15 protein-coding genes are annotated in these 23,674 nt (G+C 56.7%); 9 read left to right on the top strand and 6 right to left on the bottom strand.

The window, feature by feature from the left end; genetic code table 11:
* Positions 1-4: 4 nt before the first annotated feature.
* Both AC5S16_RS06610 and AC5S16_RS06605 read left to right on the top strand, forming a co-directional pair.
* The gene (locus AC5S16_RS06610; RefSeq protein WP_493929248.1) at positions 5-1,363 is read left to right on the top strand and encodes a Gfo/Idh/MocA family oxidoreductase; all 1,359 of its coding nucleotides are present in this window, start codon (positions 5-7) and stop codon (positions 1,361-1,363) included.
* Entirely contained in the window at positions 1,353-2,411 is a 1,059-nt protein-coding gene (locus tag AC5S16_RS06605; protein WP_493929247.1) for a DUF6807 domain-containing protein, read from the top strand. Before AC5S16_RS06610 ends, AC5S16_RS06605 begins: the two co-directional genes overlap by 11 nt.
* 4 nt (positions 2,412-2,415) lie before the next feature.
* On the opposite strand, the gene AC5S16_RS06600 is transcribed toward AC5S16_RS06605, so the two are convergent.
* The 4 genes from AC5S16_RS06600 to AC5S16_RS06585 form a co-directional block, all read right to left on the bottom strand.
* Positions 2,416-6,084 (bottom strand): ABC transporter permease, encoded by a 3,669-nt coding sequence (locus AC5S16_RS06600; RefSeq protein ID WP_493929246.1) that lies wholly within the window; start codon positions 6,082-6,084, stop codon positions 2,416-2,418.
* 23 nt (positions 6,085-6,107) lie between these two features.
* Positions 6,108-6,989, bottom strand: coding sequence for an ABC transporter ATP-binding protein (locus tag AC5S16_RS06595; protein WP_493929245.1), 882 nt, complete (start codon positions 6,987-6,989; stop codon positions 6,108-6,110).
* A 137-nt stretch (positions 6,990-7,126) separates the two neighbouring features.
* Positions 7,127-8,728: an ATP-binding response regulator gene (locus AC5S16_RS06590; protein ID WP_493929244.1), complete on the bottom strand. Its 1,602-nt coding sequence runs from the start codon at positions 8,726-8,728 to the stop codon at positions 7,127-7,129.
* A gap of 10 nt (positions 8,729-8,738) precedes the next feature.
* Positions 8,739-14,498 carry a HAMP domain-containing protein gene (locus AC5S16_RS06585; RefSeq protein WP_493929243.1) on the bottom strand — a complete coding sequence of 1,920 codons (5,760 nt, stop codon included), beginning with the start codon at positions 14,496-14,498 and terminating at the stop codon, positions 8,739-8,741.
* 388 nt (positions 14,499-14,886) lie between these two features.
* Between AC5S16_RS06585 and AC5S16_RS06580 the strand changes: the two genes are divergently transcribed.
* Genes AC5S16_RS06580 through AC5S16_RS06550 form a run of 7 tightly spaced genes read left to right on the top strand, consistent with a single transcriptional unit; the run spans position 14,887 to position 22,377 of the window.
* Positions 14,887-15,216 (top strand): ArsR/SmtB family transcription factor, encoded by a 330-nt coding sequence (locus AC5S16_RS06580; protein ID WP_493929242.1) that lies wholly within the window; start codon positions 14,887-14,889, stop codon positions 15,214-15,216.
* Positions 15,213-17,234 (top strand): hydrogenase 4 subunit B, encoded by a 2,022-nt coding sequence (gene hyfB / locus AC5S16_RS06575; protein WP_493929241.1) that lies wholly within the window; start codon positions 15,213-15,215, stop codon positions 17,232-17,234. The genes AC5S16_RS06580 and hyfB overlap by 4 nt, the downstream gene beginning before the upstream one ends.
* Complete coding sequence (locus AC5S16_RS06570) at positions 17,231-18,187, top strand: respiratory chain complex I subunit 1 family protein (protein WP_493929240.1); 957 nt, start codon at positions 17,231-17,233, stop codon at positions 18,185-18,187. The genes hyfB and AC5S16_RS06570 overlap by 4 nt, the downstream gene beginning before the upstream one ends.
* On the top strand, positions 18,188-18,853 hold the full coding sequence (locus AC5S16_RS06565) for a hypothetical protein (protein WP_493929239.1): 666 nt from the start codon (positions 18,188-18,190) through the stop codon (positions 18,851-18,853). It abuts the gene before it with no gap.
* 1 nt (position 18,854) lies between these two features.
* Positions 18,855-20,306: a hydrogenase 4 subunit F gene (locus AC5S16_RS06560; protein WP_493929238.1), complete on the top strand. Its 1,452-nt coding sequence runs from the start codon at positions 18,855-18,857 to the stop codon at positions 20,304-20,306.
* 5 nt (positions 20,307-20,311) lie between these two features.
* A complete protein-coding gene (locus AC5S16_RS06555) occupies positions 20,312-21,859 on the top strand; it encodes a hydrogenase large subunit (protein ID WP_493929237.1) in 1,548 nt (515 codons plus the stop codon).
* An 8-nt stretch (positions 21,860-21,867) separates the two neighbouring features.
* Positions 21,868-22,377 carry an NADH-quinone oxidoreductase subunit B family protein gene (locus tag AC5S16_RS06550; protein WP_493929236.1) on the top strand — a complete coding sequence of 170 codons (510 nt, stop codon included), beginning with the start codon at positions 21,868-21,870 and terminating at the stop codon, positions 22,375-22,377.
* Positions 22,378-22,380: 3 nt separating this feature from the next.
* On the opposite strand, the gene AC5S16_RS06545 is transcribed toward AC5S16_RS06550, so the two are convergent.
* Positions 22,381-23,136, bottom strand: a complete 756-nt coding sequence (locus AC5S16_RS06545; RefSeq protein ID WP_493929235.1) for a spermine/spermidine synthase domain-containing protein — start codon at positions 23,134-23,136, stop codon at positions 22,381-22,383.
* A 165-nt stretch (positions 23,137-23,301) separates the two neighbouring features.
* Positions 23,302-23,598 (bottom strand): HU family DNA-binding protein, encoded by a 297-nt coding sequence (locus AC5S16_RS06540; RefSeq protein ID WP_493929234.1) that lies wholly within the window; start codon positions 23,596-23,598, stop codon positions 23,302-23,304.
* Positions 23,599-23,674 lie beyond the last annotated feature (76 nt).

Genomic DNA, 23,674 nt, shown 5'->3' with positions numbered 1-23,674 from the left:
AGCCATGACAGTAGAGGACAGCAATCGTAGAGACTTCCTGAAGATGAGTGGGGCCGCCCTGGCAGGAGCGGCCGTCTCATGGAGCGCAAAGAGCTATGCGCGTGTGATCGGCGCGAATGACCGCGTTGGTGTAGGAGTTGTGGGCTGCGGAGACCGCATGAAAGGCGCACTGATCCCGGCCTTCCATCAGAATGCGAAGGACATGAATTTCGAATTTGTTGCCGTTTCCGATATCTGGAAAAAGCAGCGCGAAGATGGCGTTGCGTATATCCAGAAACTGTGCGGCAGTTCCATTACGGCTGTGCGCAACAACGACGAACTGTATGAGCGCAAGGATGTGGATGCTGTGCTGGTTGCGACGGCTGATTTCCAGCATGCCATGCATGGCGTGGAAGCAGTCCATGCCGGCCGCGATGCTTATGTGGAGAAGCCGACGGCGCACACGATGGCGGATGCGAAGGCATTTCGCGATGCGGTCAAGAAGACGGGCAAGATTGTGCAGGTGGGTACACAGCGCCGCAGCACGCCGAGCTATCAGAAGGCTGCTGAATACATCAAGTCCGGCAAGTTCGGTGACATCGTGATGGTCGAGATGACGTGGAACGTCAATCAGCCTGGGCGCTGGCGGCGGCCCGAGCTTGTGCCGCTGCTGAAGGAAGAAGACACGGACTGGAAGCGCTATCTGATGAACCGGCCCTATGAGCCGTTCAATGCGCGGAAGTATCTCGAGTTCCGCCTCTTCTGGCCTTACTCCTCGGGCATCCCCGATCAATGGCTCGTCCACCAGATTGATACTGTGCATTGGTTCAGCGGGTATCCGCATCCGCGCAGCGTGGTGGCGAATGGCGGCATTTATGCGTGGAGGGATGGACGCAAGAACTGGGACACGATGACTGCCGTTTTTGACTATGGTCCGCCGGATGATCTTTCAAAGGGTTTCCAGGTCCTGTATACATCGCGGCAGACGAACTCGGCTGGCGGCGTGAAAGAGCTCTATTACTCCGTTGGCGGGATGCTTGATATGGATACGCAGCGTGTGACCCCTGAGGGTGGCCTGCATGCAAAAGCAGCCGCAGAGATGGGAATGAAAGAAGACCTGCTGCAGACCTTTTCTCTGGGGGATGAATCGCAGAAGGTGGATACCTCAGCGGACACTCACGGAGATCCGATGACTTCAGCGAATATGCGCAACTGGATGGAGTGTGTCCGCTCGCGGAAAACACCGAACGCCAGCATTGACGCGGGCTACAGCCATTCCGTCGCGCTCTGCATGAACGTTGCCGCAATCCAGACCGGAGAAAAAGTCACCTTCGACGATAAGACAGAGAAAGTGATGGTCGGAGGCAAGCCGTATGCTGGCTAAAGGTTCCGCGCTGGTTGTTTGTTCATTGCTGGTTCTCTCAGGGTTTAGCGGAAGGGTCATCGCAAAGGAGCTGAAGGAGCGCGTGCAGGTAACGCCGAACGAGGCAGAGAGGCGTGTCGATATCACAATTGACGGCGAACCGTTCACTACCTATATGTGGCCCACCTCGCTTAAAAAGCCTGTTCTGTTTCCTTTGATTGCTCCAGGTGGGACTGTGGTCACGCGCGGATACCCGCTGACTCCGCATGCGGGCGAGCGCGTCGATCACCCGCACCATGCGGGAATGTGGTTTAACTATGGCAACGTGAACGGATTTGATTTCTGGAATAATTCCGATGCGATCAAGCCTGAGAACCGCAGCAAGATGGGTTCGATCTATCAGGAGAAAATCCTTTCTGCAAAAAGCGGGCACGATGCTGGTGAACTGGTCGTCGAATCAGTATGGGTCACCGGAACAGGTGAGAAGATTCTGGATGATACGACGCGATATGTCTTCGCCGTGCAGGGCGATGCGCGCGTCATCGATCAGGTTACGACACTGAAGGCACTCGATCATGTCGTCTTCAACGACGACAAGGAAGGGATGCTTGGCATCCGCGTGGCGAGCTGGCTGGAATCGCCGACGGAAAAGGGCGGCGAATTCACCGATGCGAACGGCAACACGACGAAAGTTGCCGGCTCGGGTTCTCCGGGCGCGAGTGGAATCTATCTGACCAGCGAAGGAAAGCGCGGTGATGCGGTGTGGAGCACTCGCGGGCGCTGGTGCACGTTGACCGGCTCCAAAGACGGTAAGACGGTTTCGATTGCCATTCTCGATCATCCGGGCAACCCCGGGTATCCGACCTACTGGCATGCGCGCGGCTATGGCTTGTTTGCGGCGAATCCTTTAGGGCAGAAAATCTTCGATACAAAGCAGCCTGCTCTTAACTACAGCATCGAGAAGGATCAGACTGCGACCTTCCGGTACAGAGTGCTCCTATACCCGCGCGCTGTTACTCCAGAGGAGATGAACCACGCGACGGATGCCTTTGCCGCGGAGTATAAGTAGTTCCTCAATGATTGGTGACGTCAATCAGGTTGTCGTCTGAATTGCGGTCGATGAGTTTGTTGTAGGGATCGATGCCTGCGCGCGTGGGCATCTTGTCTACGACAATTTCAAATGTCTGACTGGGTTGCGAAATACGTGTCTTCTCAAGATAAAGCGGCTTCTCTTCATCTTTCTTGCCGGTAAAGATGCCGATATCGATCAGATCATTGAGCGGCATAGGCGATTCATTGCCGCTGCCATCCGATTTGACTTTGCGCGCCTGAACGACGAGCGTGACCTTGTATTTGTGGTCAGGCGTAGGCGTGACAGTGGCGGAAACCACCTTGTTGTCATAGAGAACGATGTTTTCGAATGCGTCTGTGATGTAGTACTGCAGGTCGGCGGGAGTCTGCGCACGGAGGGCGTCGATGAACTGGCGCGTATCGGGGTAGGGACCGGACTGTGAGTCAGTTGCATTGGCGTAGCGGTAGTGCATGAGGAAGTTATGCAGGGCGAGGTTGACCTTGTCTTCGCCGATGTAGTCGGCGAGCGTGTACATGACCTGGCCGCCCTTCTGATACCAGACATAGGGCTCGTTCTGGACGAGGACGACCGGGCGTTCTTTGCGGATCTCTCCGGCGCGCCCGCGCAGGTAACGGTCAAGCTCGTGCTTGAGGAATCGTCGCATGTTGTCGCGGCCATATTTCTGCTGCATCACCATGAGAGCAGAGTATTCGGCGAGCGTTTCCGAGAGCATGTTGGAGCCTTCAACGCGCGCGCCGATAAGTTGATGCGCCCACCACTGATGGCCGAGCTCATGCGCGGTGACGAAATAAGCGAAGTCGATGTCGATCGGCTTCTCTACACGAGTGATGAAGCCGATACCTTCAGAGAATGGAACCGTGTTGGGGAAGGATTGTGCAAAAGTGCGGTACCGCGGAAATTCAAGGATGCGGTACTGGCGGAATTGGAAGGGGCTGAAGTTCTTTTCGTAATAGGCGAGGCCTGCCTTGGAAGAGGCGATCATATCGTCCACGTCATAAGGATGCGTGGGGATGTGGTAGACCTCGATTGAGATTGGGTTTTCAACTCCCTTGTACATCTCGCGCTTCACGTCGTAGCGGGCAGAGACAAAGGCGTAGAAGTCGAGGGTTCTGACAGCGCCCATGTCATAGGAGAAATAGTGGCGCCCATTGGCGTGCCATTCGCGCGTGAGGTAGCCGGGAGAGAGTGCGATCTGAGGCTTGCCTTCCGAATCGGAATCGGAGGTGCTGACCGTGGTGCGATAGGTGATCCAGTCGGAGTGAGGCGTAAAGAGATTGGTCACGCTTCCGACCGAGTCGCCGCGCTGCGGAAGAAGCTCCTGCTCGGGGAGATGTTCTTCGCGGCGACGGCGCGGGTCGCCAAGCTCGATGCTATTGTCATAGCCAATGGTGGGGAAGTAGCTGGAGTCAAAGAATGTTCCTGAATAGGCAAGTTCCGGGCGCTCGTTGCCGTCCTTGAAGCCGCGGCTGGTGTAGCCGACGTTGAAGGTCATGTCGAGCTTGTCGCCGGGCGCAAGCGGAGTTTCGAGCTGATAGATGGAGTAGAGATCGCGCGGGCTGGAAGAGACGACATGGAATGCGTGGCTGAAGTGGACATTCGATATCGACTGCATCTGGTCGGTAATGTGTATCTGATTGATGGGCTGCGCTGTCTTGTTCTGTAGAACGAAGTGGCCGCTGCCGCTGAAGGAGCGGTGTTCCGGATAGATATCGATGTTGGAATCGACGGCAATGATCTTAGGCTGGGGAAGGTTCTCGTACTTCTTGAAGTCGCGTTCGTAGCCGGCCTGGATATCGCGCCGCGCTTTTGCGGTGAGGTATTCATTCAGAACGTGAGCGTTGTAGTAATACCAGACACCGCTGCCGATGGCGAGTAGAAGAAATATGATCGCAACCGGCAGAAGATGCGGAGCGCGGTGGCGGGCAAGACGAAAGCGCGCAGCCCAGTTATCATCGGAGCCACGGCGCGCGAGCGCGACGGAGATGACAGCGAGGACAGCTGCTATCGAGAGCCAGTAAGTGATGGACCAGAAGAGCGCGGGCACGAAGTGTCCGTAGCCGTTCATGTCGGAGTAGGTGTAAGGCGGCGTGTTTCCGAAGAGGTAGAGAGTATTTTCCCATCCGAAGCTATAGAGGATAGGCGTAATTACGAATATGCCGATGACGATGCCGTGTCCAATGAATTTGTTAGGAACTACAGTCTGGATAAAGAGCGCGAGCAGAACGAAGATAAGAACCTGCGGGAAGGTCACGAGATAGAGCTCCTTGAAGTACTGGAGAAGCTCGTAGTGGTGATAGCCCGCAATGGTCTGCATGAGAATGCCGCAGAGGGCTGCGACGGCAAGCAGAACGAACTCAACAAAGCAGATGGCAAAGAGCTTGGAGAACCAGTCGGTGACTTCACTGATCGGCAGGGCATCGTGGATGCCGGAGAAGCGAGTATCACGTTCGCGCCAGATGAGTTCCGCGGCATATAAAGTTGCAACAATGTAGAAGAAGAGCGCTGCGCCGCCTTCCACGGCTTGCAACATGAGGTAAGTGACCGGCCAGACATTCTGGTCGGCAATGCGCCCGGCAAAATAGCCGTTGTTGATGGCCACTCCAGCCATGAGAATGAGAATTCCCCAGAAGGGCACTTCACGCAGAATGTTTGAAATGCGCAGGCGCGTGAGCGAGAAGAGCTGCGCGAGCGTAGTTGCGGAGCCAAAAATCTGATGGACCAGCGGAAGGCGTGCGCCGACCAGGCTGCGCGATCTGGTTTCAGAAATGTCCTGCTCGCGGGCCAGAGCTGCCCGCTTGCCGCTGGAAACAGCCGTGAGTGTTTCGACGGACATAGGAAAGAGCTTCCAGAGAACCAGAAGCGCGAGTATGCCGATCGAACCCCAGAGAAGACGGTTATAGAGGAAGACGCCGGAGGCTGCGTGGATCGACCAGGAGAAGAGCTGCGAATTGCGCTCGACGACAGTCCAGTAGCGGCTGATGGCGTCGCTGTAGAGGAAGCCCACAGGGTCGAGGATGCCGGACCAGAAATGCTCGAGTGACCGCGTAGCGCTGAAGGCATTGGCGCCGATGAGGTACAGCATGAAGATGGCTACGCCCTGCAGGTAAACGATGAAGATTTTGCGCGAGAGCGCGGCGATAAGAAAGAAGAGTGAGCCGAGAAAGAATATCTGGAAGACAACGATCGAGAAAAATGGCTGCAGATACCAGGAGAGATGATTGGGCGCGATGCGGGTGTGGTCGGCCCATGGTGCGAAGGTGCCGAAGAACTCGCCAAACAGCAGGCCGGAGAAGGCAAAGACTGTGGCTATGAAGGAGCCGGCCCAGCGTCCGCCCAGATAGGCGAACTTTGGAACGGGCTTGGTGAAGAGCATCTGGATAGTGTCGCGCTGGAAATCGCGCAGGATGGAAGTGCCGAAGATGGCCGCGATGACAATGATGCCGAAGAAGCTGATGGCGATGTCATTGTAGATGTTTGCATAGGGGCCGTTGAGCAGAATCTTGCCGTTGCTGTTGCCGATTGGCCCGAAGCTCTCACTGGCAATGGAGAGAAAACTGTACGTGAACCAGAGCAGGAAGTAGACGTAAGTAGAGATGCTCTTGAAGCGGAACTTAAGTTCGAAAGTAAAGAACTCCCAGAACATAGTCATATAGTTTTTCTCCTATGTCCGGGTTAGTTCTTCGCCTGGCGGGCGAGGTTGATGAAGTAGACATCTTCAAGGCCGGACTCTACGGATCGGAATCCGTCTCCCGGGCTTGAATCTGCATAGACGCGAACTTCATGCTGGCCGCCTATGAGATGCGTGGAGATGACATTGAAAGAAGTCTCGAGAGCACGCAACTCATCGTCTGTAGCGACGACTTTCGACCATATCTTTCCGTTTAGAGAGTCCAGAGCTTCTGAGGGGGCGCCTTCGAGGAGAAGCTCTCCATTCGAAATGATGGCCATGCGGGGGCAGAGTTCACGCACGTCTTCAACGATATGCGTAGAGAGAATCACGGTGACATTTGAGCCGATGGAGCTTAGCAGGTTGAGGAAGCGGTTGCGCTCAGCCGGATCGAGTCCAGCAGTTGGCTCGTCCACAATAATGAGTCTGGGATTGGCAAGCAGCGCCTGCGCGATGCCAAACCGCTGCTTCATTCCGCCGGAGTAGGTGCTGAGGGCTTTCTTGCGGGAGTCCCAGAGGTTGGTCTGCTTCAGCAATGCCTCAACCATTTGCGTGCGCTCGGTCTTGTTAGTAATGCCTTTCAGGACGGCGAGGTGGTGAAGCATGTCGAGTGCGGAGAGCTTGGGATAGACGCCGAACTCCTGCGGGAGATAGCCGAGAATCTTGCGTACTTCGTCTTTCTGCGCCAGGACATTGATGCCATCGAGATCGATAGCGCCTGAGTCGGGATCCTGGAGAGTAGCAACGGTCCGCATGAGCGTGCTTTTGCCAGCTCCATTAGGACCAAGAAGACCGAACATGTGATTGCCAATGCTGAGGGAGAGATTCTTGAGAGCCTTTACTCCGTTGGGGTAGGTCTTGGATAGACCTGTAATTGTGAGTGCCAAGCCAGCCGTCCTCCAAAAGATGTGATCGGGGGATTCTTAATGTAAAGAACGGTATCACATGAACCCTGGCGGGCCCGACGTATTTTCGCTGAATCGATTGATAGGGAGTACTGCAGCTTTTGGTGGTTCGCTCTGATTTAGCTGGCGTAGCTGTAGGTATTGGCTATGCTCAGTTTCTTCGCAGAGGTTTGTCCCGGAAGCAGAACGCGGAAGCATGTCGTGAAACCATCTGCCTGTCTGACACTTCGAAAACGAATGGAGCCATCGTATTTTTGAATGATGCCTCTGCTGATCCAGAGCCCCAGACCAGTGCCCTTAGTGGATTTTGTAGTGAAGAACGGATCAAACAACTGCTTCGCATGCTCAGGCTTCACGCCTGTGCCAGTGTCGCACACAGAAACGGACACCCAGGGAGCGCGCGTTCTGGAATCGGTAAGCTTGCGCACGCTGACTCGCAGCCGCCCTCCATGCGGCATCGCCTGAATGGCATTCACGACAAGATTCATGAAGACTTGTCGCAGCTCTCCGGGAAATCCTTGGACAACGGCATCGGCAAGGAGATGTTTTTCGAGCACGATTCCCTGTGTATGTATATTTCGGGACTGCAGCTCGAGTACATTTTCCAGCACGTCCGCGATCGAAACAGAAATAGGCTGTTGCGATTCGCGGTAGAAGCTCAACGTGTGTTTCACGATGTGCGCCATACGGAGCAGCTCTCCCTCTGCCATGCTCGCGTACTCCATGGCTTGTGCATCGAGAGATGAATGATGGCGCAACAGGTGAAAGATATTGAGGATTGCTTCGAGCGGATTGTTGATCTCGTGCGCGATGATGCCTGCGACCCTGCCCATGGCGGCAAGTTTTTCGGAATTCCGCAATGCCTGCTCGGCTTTGAGAGTTGCAGTCATGTCGCGGCTGATCTCTAGAATTGCTGATGGAGATCCGGTTACGTCTCTTTTTAGAGCTTTCTGGCAGGCAACCGTAATTTCACGGCCGTCGCGCGTGCGCTGTACAAGGTGTCCGTCCCATCTTCCTGTTTTGAGAAATGTCGATTCAACGTCATCGAACGGGACTGGAAATTGAGTCCCGAGTATCTGGTGAAGGTCCATACCGATGATCTCTTCACGGCCCCATCCATATAAGACCTCTGCACCGGAATTCCAGAACCGGACCAGCCCATTCATGTCACGGACAATGATGGCTTCCGTGGCCAGATCGAGCAGATCTGCACGCTCTCTTAACTCTTCGGTCCGTTCTGTGACCCGCTGCTCGAGGTCACGATTCAAGGTTTCGAGCTGACGCCGCTTGCGGTGCAGTTCAGCGAAGACTCCGACCTTGGCGCGCAGAACTTCAGGAATAACGGGAACAGAAATGTAATCGACGGCGCCCCGCTGATAGCCCTTGATGCGATCAACGTCAGAGAGATGAATGGCAGAGATGAAGAGGATCGCGGTTTTTTCAAACCTAGGATGCTGGCGCATCATGTCGGCCAGTTCAAAGCCATTGATGCCCGGCATGCTGACGTCTGTCAGCACGACGGCGACATCGTTCTTCAACAGGACCTGCAATGCCTCGGTTCCGGAAGAGGCTTTGATGAGATTTTCTCCCAGCTCGTCGAGGATGGTCTCATAGCTGAGCAGTTTTGCGGGCTGGTCATCGACAAGAAGGATGTTGACCTTCTCGTTGCCGTGGTGCAGTTGTTCCAGGCCTTCTTCGGAGTTCCAGCCATTCACAGACATAAAGATATCCTTATCGGTGGAGCCACATACGAAGTGCGGCCAGGAGCTGCTCGGTGTTCACCGGCTTTGCCAGATACTCTGAAGCTCCAGCCTCAAGACATTTTTCGCGGTCTCCCTTCATTGCCTTGGCAGTCAGGGCGATGATGGGGAGCCTGTGAAATGCCGGATTCTGGCGAATTACCTGCATGGTTTCGTATCCATCCATCTCCGGCATCATGATGTCCATCAACACAATCGCCAGATCGGGCGTGGACTCAAGGGTTGCGATCGCCTCACGTCCGGTGCTGGCGGTAAGCACGCTCATGCTCCGCCTTTCAAGAACGCTGCTCAACGCGAAGATGTTGCGGACGTCGTCATCGACGACCAGCACTTTTTTGCCAATCAGCGCCTCATCAGAGCGGTGCAGTCGGTCGAGCATCCTCTGCTTTTCTGGAGGAAGGTTAGCGACCGTCCGATGGAGGAACAAAGCTGTTTCGTCCAACAGCCGTTCCGGCGATTCTACATCCTTTACGACAACGCTCCGGGCCAGCGTGTGCAGCCTTGCATCTTCATCGAGAGACAATTCTTTTCCGGTAAAGACTACAACAGGCAGATCGCTCAGGGATGGGGTATCGCCTAAACGCTCCAATACTTCAAAGCCTGTCATATCCGGCAGTCGGAGATCAAGCACGACACAATCCAGTGGCTGGGTGGTAACCGCAGCGAGGGCTTCGGCGCCACTCGATGCGATACTGATCTCAATGTCATCGTGGCCAAGCAGTTCCTGAATGGTGAACTGTTCCGCGGGATTGTCCTCGACAATCAAAAGCCGTTTGTGCTGCAGGGCAGAGAATTCCTTGAGCCTCCGCAGGGCTTCTTCAAGGTCCTGCCGGTTCGCCGGCTTGGTCACAAATGTGAAGGCGCCGCGCGACAGCCCATGGTGGCGATCGTCGTCCGAGGTAAGCATCTGAACCGGGATGTGGCGTAGGGACGGGTCCTGTTTCAGATGATTCAGCACGGTCCATCCAAGCATGTCGGGCAAAAATACGTCGAGCGACACCGCGCTGGGATGAAATTCGCGCGCCAGAGCAAGGGCCTCTGCGCCGCGCGATGCGACCAGGACCTTGAAGTCGAGCTCGCGGGCGATATCGCAAAGAACGCGGACGTATTGGGGATCGTCTTCGACGATCAGCAGGATTGCATCGCCTGCTTCAACACGATTACGGTCATCCTCAATCTCTTCTGTCGGAGTTTCCACGAGCGAAGCGCTCGTGAACTGCAGGCCGGCAGAAGAGACAGGCAGGAAGGCTTCCATGGTAGACGCGATTGAGCTTGACGGGGCAACGTAAGTCTGCGGCAGATAGAGCGTGAAAGTGCTGCCTTGTCCTGGGATGCTGCGCAGCTGGATTTCGCCGCCTAATAAGGTTGCGAGTTCGCGGCTGATGGCGAGGCCCAGGCCCGTGCCGCCATACTTGCGGCTTGTGCCGGCATCGGCCTGCTGGAAGGCCTCGAAGATGATCTTCTGTTTTTCCGGCAGAATGCCGATTCCTGTATCAGCGACCTCGAACGCCACCACGGAGCCGGCATTGCTGAGAATGGGGTGATTCCTGCTCCATCCTGTCCCTGCCTTGAATACCGATAAGCGCACGCCGCCCAGTTCGGTGAACTTGAAGGCATTGGAGAGAAGATTTTTTAGGACCTGCTGCAGGCGCTTCGAATCTGTCACCAGGCTTCGGCTGAGATGGGAGTCTGTGTGCAGGCTGAAGGAGAGCTTTCTGTTTTCCGCCTCATGCCTGAATGGGCGCGCGATGACTTCAAGAAGGCTGGCGAAAATGACTTCTTCAGCTTCAATGGAGACGGTGCCGGATTCGATCTTCGAGAGGTCGAGAATGTCGCTGATGAGGTTCAGCAGGTCGGTGCCGGCGCCATGAATGATACGGGCAAATTCGATCTGCTTGGGAGTAAGGTTGCCGTCTGGATTGTCAGTGAGCTGCTGGCCCAGAACGAGGATGCTGTTCAGAGGTGTGCGTAGCTCATGCGACATGTTGGCGAGGAATTCTGATTTGTATTTGGAAGTAAGCGCGAGCTCCTTGGCTTTTTCTTCAAGGGCCCTGCGCGCCTGCTCAATTTCATCGTTCTTGCGCTCGACTTCCACGTTCTGCTCGGCAAGCTGCTGCGCCTTCTGCGCGAGCTGCTCGTTGGTCTGCTGCAGCTCTTTCTGCTGCGACTGGAGCTCTGTTGCCAGTTGCTGCGACTGTTTCAGCAGGGCTTCGGTCTGCATCGTTGCTTCGATACTGTTCAGAACAATGCCGATGCTGGCGGTGAGCTGCTCGAGGAATGCGAGGTGAGATGTGGTGAATGCGTTCAGCGAAGCCAGTTCGATGACTGCTTTTACGCGGTCCTCAAAGAGGATGGGCAGCACGATTACATTTCTGGGGACAGCTGTAAATAATCCGGAGCGAATTGGGGTTGCGTGCTGCGGAAGGTCGGAGATCAGCATGCGGTGCTTCTCAACCGCGCATTGTCCGATCAGTCCTTCTCCAATCTGGATGCGTTCCAGATGACCATCTGCATTGCTGGCATAGGCCGAGAGCAGCACCATGGCACTGGACTCTTCCGAATCCATCTGATAGATCAAGCCCTGCTGCGCATTCACCAGGGGGGCCAGCTCGGAGAGCAACATGCGGCCGACTGTGGTGAGATCGCGCTGGCCCTGGAGCATGCCGGTGAAGCGCGCGAGGTTTGTCTTGAGCCAGTCCTGCTCAGTATTGCGCTCGGTAGTGAGGCGCAAGTTGTTAATCATGGTGTTGATATTGTCTTTGAGCTCGGAGACTTCACCTCTGGCTTCAACCTGAATGGAACGCGTCAGGTCACCCTTGGTCACGGCAGTCGCAACTTCCGCAATAGCGCGTACCTGGTTGGTCAGGTTATCTGCGAGCAGGTTTACGTTGTCGACCAGGTCTTTCCATGTTCCGGAGGCGCCGGGCACGTTGGCCTGTCCACCGAGGCGGCCTTCGACACCCACTTCGCGCGCAACGGTTGTCACCTGATCGGCAAAGGTAGCCAGCGTATCCGTCATGCTATTGATGGTCTCAGCCAGCGCGGCAACCTCGCCTTTGGCGTTTACGGTGAGCTTTTGTGTCAGGACGCCATTGGCAACAGCTGTCACGACTTTTACGATGCCGCGCACCTGAGCGGTCAGGTTCGCGGCCATGACGTTAACGTTGTCGGTGAGGTCTTTCCAGATGCCGGCAACGCCCGGCACCTGCGCCTGCCCGCCCAGCTTGCCCTCGGTTCCTACTTCGCGGCCGACGCGCGTCACTTCGGCGGCAAAGGCGTTGAGCTGGTCGACCATTGTGTTGATGGTGTCTTTGAGCTCGAGGATTTCGCCCTTCACATCGACGGTGATCTTGCGTGACAGGTCGCCGCGGGCAACTGCAGTTGTAACTTCGGCGATATTGCGGACCTGAGCGGTCAGATTGCCGGCCATGGAATTGACCGAATCAGTGAGGTCCTTCCATGTGCCCGCGACTCCCGGCACACTTGCCTGCCCTCCAAGACGCCCTTCGCTGCCGACTTCGCGCGCCACGCGCGTCACTTCGCCGGCGAAGGCATTGAGCTGGTCAACCATCGTGTTGATGGTTTCCTTGAGCAGCAGAATTTCACCACTGACGTTGACGGTGATCTTCTTAGAAAGATCACCGTTGGCAATGGCCGTCGATACTTCAGCGATATTGCGTACCTGGTTGGTCAGGTTGCTGGCCATGGAGTTGACGTTGTCGGTGAGTCCCTTCCATGTGCCTGCGACTCCGGGTACTGTGGCCTGTCCGCCAAGGCGCCCTTCTGTGCCGACTTCGCGCGCTACGCGCGTTACCTCGCTCGCGAAGGCATTGAGCTGGTCGACCATCGTGTTGAGGGTATTTTTGAGTTCCAGAATTTCGCCACGGACGTCGACGGTAATCTTGCGCGACAGGTCACCGCGGGCCACGGCAGTTGCGACTTCGGCGATGTTGCGGACCTGCGCGGTCAGGTTGCCGGCCATGAAATTTACGTTGTCGGTGAGGTCTTTCCATGTGCCTGCGACGCCCGGCACCTGCGCTTGTCCGCCCAATTTTCCTTCGGTGCCGACTTCGCGCGCCACGCGCGTCACTTCGCCGGCGAAGGCGTTGAGCTGGTCGACCATCGTGTTGATGGTTTCTTTGAGCTGAAGAATTTCGCCACGGACATCGACGGTAATCTTGCGCGAGAGGTCGCCGCGAGCCACAGCTGTTGTGACTTCGGCGATGTTGCGGACCTGCGCGGTCAGGTTGCCGGCCATAGAGTTGACCGAATCGGTAAGGTCTTTCCATGTGCCTGCAACGCCGGGGACGTTCGCCTGTCCTCCGAGACGTCCTTCAGTGCCGACTTCGCGCGCCACGCGCGTCACTTCGCCGGCGAAGCGGTTGAGCTGATCCACCATCGTGTTCAGCGTTTCCTTGAGCTGCAGGATTTCACCGCGCACATCGACGGTGATCTTGCGGGAAAGGTCGCCATTAGCGATGGCGGTCGCCACTTCGGCAATGTTGCGCACCTGGCCGGTGAGGTTGCTGGCCATGAAATTCACATTGTCAGTAAGGTCCTTCCATGTGCCTGCAACGCCGGGGACATTTGCTTGTCCGCCGAGCTTTCCTTCGGTGCCGACCTCGCGGGCCACGCGCGTCACTTCGCCGGCGAAGGCGTTCAGCTGATCGACCATCGTGTTGATGGTTTCTTTAAGTTGAAGAATTTCACCGCGCACATCGACGGTGATTTTGCGCGAGAGATCGCCGCTCGCGACAGCTGTCGTGACTTCGGCGATGTTGCGGACTTGTGCTGTTAGGTTTCCGGCCATGGCGTTGACCGAATCGGTGAGGTCCTTCCATGTTCCGGCAACACCTGGGACGACGGCCTGGCCGCCAAGTTTGCCGTCAGTGCCGACTTCGCGCGCGACGCGCGTCACTTCCGAGGCGAAGGAGCGCAGCTGGTCGACCATGGAGTTGATGGCTTCTTTGAGCTGAAGAATTTCACCGCGCACATCGACGGTGATCTTACGGGAAAGGTCACCGCTGGCGACGGCGGTCGCCACTTCGGCGATGTTGCGCACCTGGCTGGTAAGGTTGCTGGCCATCAAGTTGACGGAGTCGGTGAGGTCTTTCCATGTGCCTGCCACTCCCGGGACCGCCGCCTGCCCGCCGAGCTTGCCGTCAGTGCCCACCTCGCGTGCTACGCGCGTGACCTCCGAGGTGAAGACGCCAAGCTGCTGGATCATCTTGTTGACGATGTTTGCCGAGCGCAGGAACTCACCTTCGAGCGGGCGGCCGTCGACATCAAGGCGGACAGTTTCGCTGAGATTTCCCTGCGCGACTGCGGCGATGGCACGCGTGACTTCCGTGGTTGGGCGCAGGAGATCGTCGACGAGGGTATTGATCGATGTCTCCATTTCACCCCAGGCTCCCTGCTGTTCGCGGAAGCGGGTGCGTTCGCGAATGCGGCCTTTTTTGCCGACGGCCTGGCCGACGCGCTTGAGCTCGACTGCCATCTGCTCATTCGCCGCAACAATGTCGTTGAAGGTATCCGCGATTTTTCCGGGCAGACCTGTCCATGAACCCGGTAGCCGGACTGAAAAATCGCCCTCCTGCATGCGCTGGAGGCAGGTCAAAATGACTCCAAGGTCGGCGGACGGCTCGGTAGTTCCGCGGCCATTACTGTGACGCGGATTGGCGCTCCGGCTCCGGAGACCTACGGCTTCGCTGCTGGCACTGGGTTTATTCATTTTCGTGTCTCCAGATTAGGCAACTGGCCATGAAATGGTAACTCTTTCATGTGAAACCAAGACGGACACTTATGATTTGCGCCATTTATTGCAGATGGCGTTAGTTTTGCCCTCGGGCAGCGCAGCTGACAACCGTTCGCAGGGAGGAAATCGAACAGAAGCGTGTATTTTCGTTCCGAGAGGGAATGGCAATAGCGTAATTATATGCAGGAACAGAAACAAGGGTTGGCTTGTTACGAGCGTAATTAAAGTAGCGTTGGCATTGCCCATTACCTCGTTTCTGCATAGAGATGCGCGTAAGCCAGTCCATCAATCGCATCATCTGCGGTTCTGTATGTGGCATACTATATGCGAAGACTCGAATATTCCAATATTGTTTGGAGTGTATATGCCTGACTCCCTGCGTCGCTTTAAGGCCAATATCTTCCAGGCGCTCGCTCATCCGACCCGGATTGCCATCATGGAGCTGCTCGCAGATGGAGAGCTCTCGGCCGGCGAGCTCATTGAGAAGCTGGGGATGGAGCAGGCAAACATCTCCCAACACCTTGCCGTGCTGCGCTCGAAGCAGCTTGTGGTGAATCGCAAGGCCGGCAATCAGGTTTTCTATTCGGTTCGCGACCCGATCATCAATGAAGTACTGGATCTGATGCGCCGCTATTTTCAGACGCACCTGAAAGAGTCGCTGGAGATGCTGAGCGAGATGGAGGCGAACCGGTGAGCCTTGCGTGGCAAACATGGCCGGAGCATGCTCTCTATTCTCTTCTGTTGATTGCCGGCGTGTGGGTGATGCTTGGCCTTGCCGGATTGCTCCGGCCGTTCAGCATCGGTTTTGTTGCCCGTTTTCTCTTTCCTCTCGGAGCGTTGGGCTGCTTTGGAGCTGCCCTTGTTGCAGGAGTCTTTCTCGTTTCAGGCCACGCGCCGGAAGTCCTGGTTCTTCCGCTGGGTCTGCCGAATCTTCCTTTTCACCTGCGCCTGGATGCGCTGTCGGGATTTTTTCTTTTGCTGCTGGGATTGGGGGGAACGGGAATTTCAATCTTCGCCGCGGGATATTTTCGTTCGGGTGAAGGTACGGCCCCGGCTCTGCTTGGCCTGCAATATCACGTGTTCCTTGCCAGCATGGCAGTCGTGATTCTTGCCGACGATGCCTACCTGTTTATGGTGGCGTGGGAGACGATGGCGCTGAGCTCCTACTTCCTGGTCACATCGCAGCATCGTATTCCGGAAATTCGCCGCGCCGGCTTTCTCTATCTCATCATGGCCCATGTGGGCGCGATCTGCATTTTGCTCAGCTTTGGCGTGATGCAGGGCGGAAGCTGGCAATTCACGTTTGATGCGATGCGCAGCGCCTCGCTTGCGCCCGCATGGGCGACGACCGCCTTTGTGCTTGCGCTGCTGGGCTTTGGCGCAAAGGCGGGCCTGGTTCCCATGCACGTGTGGCTGCCGCAGGCCCATCCTGCTGCGCCCTCGCCGGTCTCAGCGATGATGAGCGGCCTGATGCTGAAGACGGCAATCTACGGAATGCTGCGGATCAGCTTTGATCTGCTGCATGTGCAGTTCTGGCAGTGGGGCGTGCTGATGCTCGTGCTCGGGCTCTTCTCTGCGCTCTTCGGGGCAATCTTCGCCGCCGTGCAGACGGACATGAAACGCCTGCTCGCGTATTCCTCGATTGAAAATGTAGGCCTGATTTTTACCGGCATCGGACTCTCCATTCTGTTTGCGGCGAGCAATATGCGGCTGTTTGCGGCCCTCGCTCTCACTGCCGCTTTGATTCACGCGCTCAATCACGCGCTCTTCAAGAGCCTGCTGTTTCTGGCTACCGGCTCCGTCCTGCATGCTACGAATCAGCGCAGCTTGGGCAAACTCGGCGGTTTGATCCGCCGCATGCCATGGGTGGCGACTCTGGCTCTGATCGGCACGCTATCGATTGCCGGCCTGCCTCCACTGAATGGCTTTGTTTCCGAATGGCTGCTGCTGCAGTCATTTCTGTTTACGCCGCAGCTGCCGCATGCGTTCATCAATATGCTGATTCCACTCGGAGCAGCAGTGCTGGCGTTGACGGCTGCTCTGGCTGCATACGTGATGGTGAAGTTCTACGGCGTCATCTTTCTCGGCCAACACCGGGAGGCTTCACTCGTGCACGCACATGACGCCAACTGGCTCGAACGCCTGGGCCTGGGATGGCTTGCTCTTGGGTGCGTCCTGATTGGCGTGCTGCCGCAGTTTGCATTGAAGGCAGCGGGCATAGTCACAGGCAAGCTGCTGGGAGAGACGATACATTCCAGTGGCTCACTTTTGCAGATTGCTCCCGTTGCGCCGGAGCAGGCCTCGTACAGCGGCGTGATTTTTCTCGCTGTAATTGTCGGTGTCCTGAGCGTCACATTTGCGCTGGTGCGGCTTCTGGCTCATGGACGCATCCGCCGAACAGCTCCGTGGGACTGCGGCTATCCGTGGCAGACCGCGCGCATGCAGGATACAGCCGAAGGATTTGGCCAGCCGATTAGGCATATCTTCGGGACTTTCTTTCAGATGGAGCGCCATCTACCCTCGCCGACGGATAAATCTCCGCACTACAGAATCCGGATTGAAGACAAGCTGTGGCGCGCGATCTATCTGCCCATTGGGCATGGAGTGCAGAGCCTTGCCGATGCAATCAGCGTGCTGCAGGGCGGCCGGCTTTCAATCTATTTGCTCTACAGTTTTCTGACGTTATTGGGCCTGCTGGTGTTTGTGCTATGAGGGGAATCACATTCGTTCGACAATTCGGCGAGGTCGTTCTGGCGATCCTGATTGCGCCGCTCTTTGCCGGATGGATTGCGCAATGCAGGGCATGGATGCAGAACCGATCGGCGCCATCGCTGCTGCAGCCCTATCGCATGCTGCGCAAGCTCTTCCATAAGGATGCGGCGCTGGCCACGGATGCATCCCCACTCTTTCGGACGACGCCCTATGTGCTCTTCGGGACAATGGTTCTGGCAGCGGCCATCATTCCTTCGCTTGCCACCGATCTGCCTTTCGCGCGCGCGGCGGATGCCATCGCACTGATCGGCTTGTTTGCCACAGCGCGAGTCTTTCTTTCGCTGGCTGCTATGGATATCGGCACAGCATTCGGCACACTGGGCGCGCGGCGCGAGATGATGATTGGTTTTCTTGCCGAGCCGGCCCTGCTGATGGTGCTGTTCAATGCATTCCTGATCTCCGGAAGCACCGCCCTGCCGAGCCTGGTTGAGTTTTATTACACGCATCCGTTTCTCATTGAGCCCAGTCTGGCTTTTGCTGCGATTGCCTTCGTGATGGTGTTGCTGGCGGAGAATGCCCGCATCCCGATTGATAATCCGGCGACGCATCTCGAGCTCACGATGATCCACGAAGCGATGCTGCTTGAGTATTCAGCGCGGCACCTGGCTCTGGTCGAGTGGGCATCGAGCCTCAAGCTTTTCAATTACGCCTGCATCGGTTTTGCTTTGTTCCTTCCCTGGGGCATAGCTGTGGACGGACGCGACGGAGTTGCTGCGATACTGCTGGCGGTTGTCGCTCTTTTAGCAAAGCTTGCGGTCTGCGGCGCGGCGCTGGCGTTGATCGAGTCGCTGTCGGCAAAGCTGCGCGTCTTCCGCGCTCCGGAGTATCTGTCCATTGCGTTTCTTCTGGCCGTTCTTGGTTTGCTGGTTCACCTGCTGATAGGAGCTAAATAGATGCCTTTGCGTGCTTCCATCGGTCCCGTGCTGAATGTTCTGGCCTCCGGCCTGCTGCTTATCTCCTTTGCCATGCTCTCGCGGCGGCGCACGCAGCGACTGATTACGCTCCTCGCCTGGCAGGGTGCCATATTGTCTCTCTCGACCTGCCTGGTGGCTTATAGTTCCGGGCTTACGGAGCTCTATTATTCGGCTACGCTTACGCTGATCCTGAAAGTCATCGTGCTGCCATGGATTCTGCACCGGCTGATCTACAGGCTTGGCGCGCAGTGGGACAGCGAGACGCTGGTGAATATTCCAACCATCATGCTGGTGGGCCTTGTCCTGGTGATCTTTGCATTTGGACTGGCGCAGCCCATCAGCATGATGGCAACGACCATCACGCGCCATACGCTCGGCATCGCTCTTGCCGTGATTCTGCTGGCGTTCCTCATGATGATCACGCGCCGGAAAGCGCTGACTCAGGTGATCGGCTTCCTTGCGATGGAAAACGGTCTGTTCTTCGCCGCAACCAGCGCGACCTATGGCATGCCCATGGTGATCGAGCTGGGCATTGCGCTTGATCTGCTGGTCGGCGTCTTCATCCTGGGAATCTTTTTCTTCCAGATACGGGAACAGTTCGACAGCCTCGACCTGCACCATCTTGAAGCGCTGAAGGAGGAATGAATTGGAGATACTGCTGGTGCTGGGTCTGCCGTTGCTGGGAGCGCTTGTGCTGGCGCTGTTCGGAGCGCGCCGCTTTGCGCCTGAGCTGAATGTAGTTTTCAGCCTGGCTACCTTGACGGCGGCGGCGATGCTGGTTCTGCGTGTTGTTCGATACGGCCCGATGCTGGTTGGGCGCGAGCAATTCTTTGTCGATTCGTTCAATGTGTTCCTGGTCGCGCTGACGGCCTTTGTGGGGTTCACGACGGCCATCTTTTCCCGGCCCTACATGCGCATTGAGGAAGAACATGGACGTCTCAACCCGCTGCGCCTGCGCCTTTACCACAGCATGTACCAGCTCTTTATGGCAGCCATGCTGCTGGCACTGCTCACTAACAACATGGGGCTGCTGTGGGTCGCCATGGAGGCGGCGACGCTATCCACCGTGCTGCTGGTGTCGCTCTATCGCACGCGGGCCAGCCTTGAAGCGGCGTGGAAGTATTTCATCCTTTGCGGTGTCGGAATCGCACAGGCGCTCTTCGGCACGATCCTGCTCTACTTTGCCGCGGAACAGATGCTGGGTCGCGAAGGCATGACGGCGCTGCTGTGGACGCACCTCGACGCGGTGAAAACACATCTTGAGCCGCGCGTGCTGGGCTTGGCTTTTGTATTTCTTCTCGTGGGATACGGAACAAAAGTCGGACTCGCGCCACTGCACAACTGGCTCCCGGATGCTCATGCTGAAGGCCCGACGCCGGTCTCGGCAGTTCTCTCCGGGCTTCTATTGAATGTCGCGCTCTATGCGGTAATTCGCTGCAAGGTGCTGGTGGAAGGCTCGATCGGTTTTTCTTTGCCCAGCCGCATGCTGATGACCTTCGGATTGCTGTCTGCCATACTCGGTGCATTCTTCCTGTGGAGACAGCGGGACATCAAGCGGCTCTTCGGCTATTCGTCGATTGAGCACATGGGCATCATCACCTTTGCGTTCGGACTGGGCGGTCCCGTGGCCAATTTCGCAGCACTGCTGCACATGACGGTTCACTCGCTCACCAAGTCCTCGATCTTTTTCACTGCAGGCCACGCTTCGCAGACTGCGGGCACACAGAACATCGACGGCATTCGCGGCCTCGTGGGAGTCAGTCCCACGATCGGCTGGGGCCTGATGCTTGGATCGCTTGCAATTCTCGGCATGCCGCCTTTCGGTGTTTTCTCAAGTGAATTTCTGATTCTCACCACGGCCATGCGCGACCATCCCTGGGCGACTCCGTTTCTTCTCATCGCGCTGGGTGTGGCCTTTGCCGGCATTTTCGGCAAGGTGCAGCCCATGGTTTTCGGAGAGAGTCATGCGCAGCCCCTGCCGCATTCGCCTGCGCTGGTGCCGGTCTTTGTTCATCTGGCTATGGTGCTGGTTCTGGGACTGTATATGCCGCCGGCATTGGCTGAGTGGTACAGGGCGGCAGCAAAGCTGATTGGATGATGGACATGAGCTTCGATTTTCTCGAACAGCAGCCCGTGCAGCTTCCCGCGAATGTCAAGGCAGAACTGCTGCGTGTGGACGGCGAGCAGTGGCTGCGGACGGCAGAAGCTCTGCGCAAATCTGGAGCGCGACTGATGTCGCTATGGGGAAGCGATGATCGCGACCGCGGCCAGTGCTTCCGTATTTATGCTTCCTACCTTCTACCAAAGACCGTGCTGGTGGTGGAACACACAATCCATAACGTAGAAAATCTCTCGTATCCGAGCCTCGCCGAGTTGTTTCCGTCTGCGTTGCGGATGCAGCGTGCCGCGCACGACCTGCTGGGGATTGCAACCAACGAATCTGATACGCGCGGCTGGCTGTGGCATGGCGGATGGCCTGAAACAGTGTTTCCTCTGCGGAAGGATGTCGACAGCAGTGTGCAGTATCCGGTCGTATCGGAGCCGTATCCATTCGTGACTGTAGAAGGCGATGGCGTTCATGAGATTGCTGTCGGCCCAGTCCATGCGGGCACCATCGAGCCCGGACACTTCCGCTTCTCCGTTGTGGGCGAAAAGGTGCTGCGTCTGGAAGAGCGGCTCGGCTACAAACACAAAGGCATCGCCAAGCTCTTTGAGAGAATGCCGCAGCAATTAGGACAGTGCCTTGCAGCGCGTGTCTCCGGCGATTCTGCTGTCACATTCTCGTGGGCTTATTGCGCGGCATTGGAAGCCATTACGCAGACGGCTGTCCCTCACCGGGCAACGAATCTGCGGGCCCTCGCTCTCGAGCATGAACGGATCGCCAACCATCTGGGTGATCTCGGCGCATTGGGTAACGATGCAGGCTTCGCCTTCGGACTTACTCAGTTCTCGCGGATGAAAGAAGATCTGCTGCGCACAAACACCGTCACCTTCCAGGCGCGCTACCTGATGGACTACATTCTGCCCGGAGGCGTCGCGGTCGATCTGCCGGGACATGCCCGTGGCCAGTTGTTGCGGCAGTATCAGGAGCTGCAGGACAGTGTTCTCAACCTGCGTTCGATCTACGATGAGCACGCCGGCATTCAGGACCGCTTCCGCGAGGCAGGACGTTTAGAGCATAGACTGGCTGAAAGTCTCGGTGCGCTTGGATTGGCTGGGCGCGCATCGGGCATTTCATCTGATCTGCGCGTCGATCATCCGTGGGCGCCTTATGACAGGCTGCCACCAAAGCTCATTACACAAGCTTATGGCGATGTCGCCGCGCGCGTGCAGGTGAGATTCGACGAGATTCTCGAGTCACTGAGACTCTGCCGCGCTCTGCTCGAAGATCTTGCGCCCGGGCCCATACAGGCGCAGGTTCCTGTTGCCGAGCCTGATCACCTGGGAATCGGCCTGATTGAAGGATGGCGCGGGCCGGTGATGATCGCTGTTGAAACCGGCCGGGATGGCGCCATTCGGCGCTGCCACGCGCATGATCCATCGTGGCAGAACTGGCCGCTGCTGGAATACGCGATTCTCGGCAACATTGTGCCGGATTTTCCGCTCATCAATAAATCCTTCAACCTGTCCTACAGCGGACACGATGGATGAGGTGACTTGTGTTTGATGTTCTTTCACGCATGGTGCGCACAGGGATCGTCACGGAGCCCGCAACATCTCCAGCGGCTGAAGCATTGCAGGACGATATCTGGAGTGTGCTCGGGCGGGCGCTTACCATCCGCCATGTCGATGCCGGCTCCTGCAATGGCTGCGAACTCGAAATCCAGGCGCTCAACAATCCTTATTACAACCTCGAAGGCAAAGGCATTAAGTTTGTCGCAAGCCCTCGTCACGCGGACATGCTGTTGGTTACCGGTCCGGTATCAGTCAACATGGAAGAAGCGCTGAAGCGCACGTACGATGCGGTGCCTGAACCAAAATTAGTAGTCGCGGTTGGCGATTGCGGAGCTTGTGGCGGAGTCTTCGGCAAGAGCTATGCAAACCGCGGCAGCATTGCGAACGTCATCCCTGTCCACCACACGGTTACGGGCTGCCCTCCGAGTCCGAAGGCCATCCTGGAGGGAATCCTGCAGGCCCTTCGCTCGGATATGAGAGTGGCGCGCCAGTAGGGGTTAGTCGCCTGTTAATAGATACGAATCCCGCTTGTGCTCGATGGCCTTGAGCCTCATCAGAAATGAGCCCGGCGTCTCTTCCTGAGACCATGGAGGGTCGCCCTTATAGGCATAGACAACTTTGTTGCTGCCATCCTCGGGTCTCACCACCAGCGCCTGCTCCTGAAAGCTCTTGGCGATGCGCGCGGTAATGGCCCGGTCATTCCGTCCGCAGAGATTGACCAGCATGAATCCCGAGGGAGAGAGAGCCTGGTAGCAGTCATCATAAAACTTTTCGGTGCACAGCTCGGGCGGCTGACCGTCGATGTCAAAGCCGTCGACGATAAGCGCGTCGACTTCACCTGAGATTCTGGCTACGTAATCTGCGCCGTCTTCGCAGAGAACGCGAAATCGGCTATTGTCCTCGGGAATATGGAAACGGTCGCGGAAGGAGATGACGTGCGGGTTGATCTCAACGACAGTGATCTCGGAATGCAGCAGGTGACGATAGCACCACTTCGCCATCGAGCCGCCTCCCAGCCCGATCATGGCAATATGCCGTGGAGCAGGGCGGAATAAGCGGAGAAACGACATCATCGTCCGCGTGTAGGAAAGAAGCAGCTTCTCCGGTGCATCGTCGAGCATCCTGCTCTGCACGGCGCCGATCCGGAAGTAGAGCGTCACAGAGCCGTCTTCTTCATAGAGAAAGGGGACAGGCATGGAAGAGTCATCGGGCTGCACAACATAGAACGAGCCTCGAGGCTTTGTGATATCCATCAGTCGCGGTTGTCCTTGAAAATGGAACCCATGGCTTTCCATGTGCCCTTCATGGCTGTGACTCTATATTTTATCGAAAGGAGTAGATGGATTTCTGTCGGGCAGGATAGATAAAAAGAGGAAACGGAAATCCGTTTCCTCTTTGATCTTTTGTAGCGCGAAAAGCTACTTCTTCGGCGGGGCGATGACGTCCTTGGCGGACTTGGCGACGCGGAACTTCACCACGGTCTTTGCCTTGATCTTGATCTGCTCGCCCGTCTGCGGGTTGCGGCCGATGCGCGCCTTGCGCTCTGCCTTCACAAGGCGTCCGAGTCCGGGAATCACGAAGAGGCCGTTCTTCTTCGTTTCCTTGATCGCTGTCTCTGCAAGCAGATCGAGAAATGCAGCCGACTGCTTGTTTGTCAATTCCAGCTTCTCCGCCAGGTGACGGACAAGAGCTGTCTTGGTCATTCCAGTTGCCATTTTTTTAAATCCTCCTGGTTCTTATTTCGCTTTTCCAGAACCTGAAATCTGGTTTCGCGTGCTTCGGTTTCTTCAT

Source organism: Acidobacterium sp. FHG110202_01 (assembly GCF_059115305.1).
This window is presented reverse-complemented; position numbering and strand designations above follow the sequence as displayed.

Excerpts from the sequence above, each read along its gene's own strand:
- AC5S16_RS06580 (WP_493929242.1), top strand. The coding sequence starts at position 14,887 with ATGCCTGACTCCCTGCGTCGCTTTAAGGCCAATATCTTCCAGGCGCTC.
- AC5S16_RS06610 (WP_493929248.1), top strand. The coding sequence starts at position 5 with ATGACAGTAGAGGACAGCAATCGTAGAGACTTCCTGAAGATGAGTGGG.
- AC5S16_RS06565 (WP_493929239.1), top strand. The coding sequence starts at position 18,188 with ATGCCTTTGCGTGCTTCCATCGGTCCCGTGCTGAATGTTCTGGCCTCC.
- AC5S16_RS06545 (WP_493929235.1), bottom strand. The coding sequence starts at position 23,136 with ATGGATATCACAAAGCCTCGAGGCTCGTTCTATGTTGTGCAGCCCGAT.
- AC5S16_RS06605 (WP_493929247.1), top strand. The coding sequence starts at position 1,353 with ATGCTGGCTAAAGGTTCCGCGCTGGTTGTTTGTTCATTGCTGGTTCTC.
- AC5S16_RS06570 (WP_493929240.1), top strand. The coding sequence starts at position 17,231 with ATGAGGGGAATCACATTCGTTCGACAATTCGGCGAGGTCGTTCTGGCG.
- AC5S16_RS06590 (WP_493929244.1), bottom strand. The coding sequence starts at position 8,728 with ATGTCTGTGAATGGCTGGAACTCCGAAGAAGGCCTGGAACAACTGCAC.
- AC5S16_RS06600 (WP_493929246.1), bottom strand. The coding sequence starts at position 6,084 with ATGACTATGTTCTGGGAGTTCTTTACTTTCGAACTTAAGTTCCGCTTC.
- AC5S16_RS06540 (WP_493929234.1), bottom strand. The coding sequence starts at position 23,598 with ATGGCAACTGGAATGACCAAGACAGCTCTTGTCCGTCACCTGGCGGAG.
- AC5S16_RS06555 (WP_493929237.1), top strand. The coding sequence starts at position 20,312 with ATGAGCTTCGATTTTCTCGAACAGCAGCCCGTGCAGCTTCCCGCGAAT.
- AC5S16_RS06585 (WP_493929243.1), bottom strand. The coding sequence starts at position 14,498 with ATGAATAAACCCAGTGCCAGCAGCGAAGCCGTAGGTCTCCGGAGCCGG.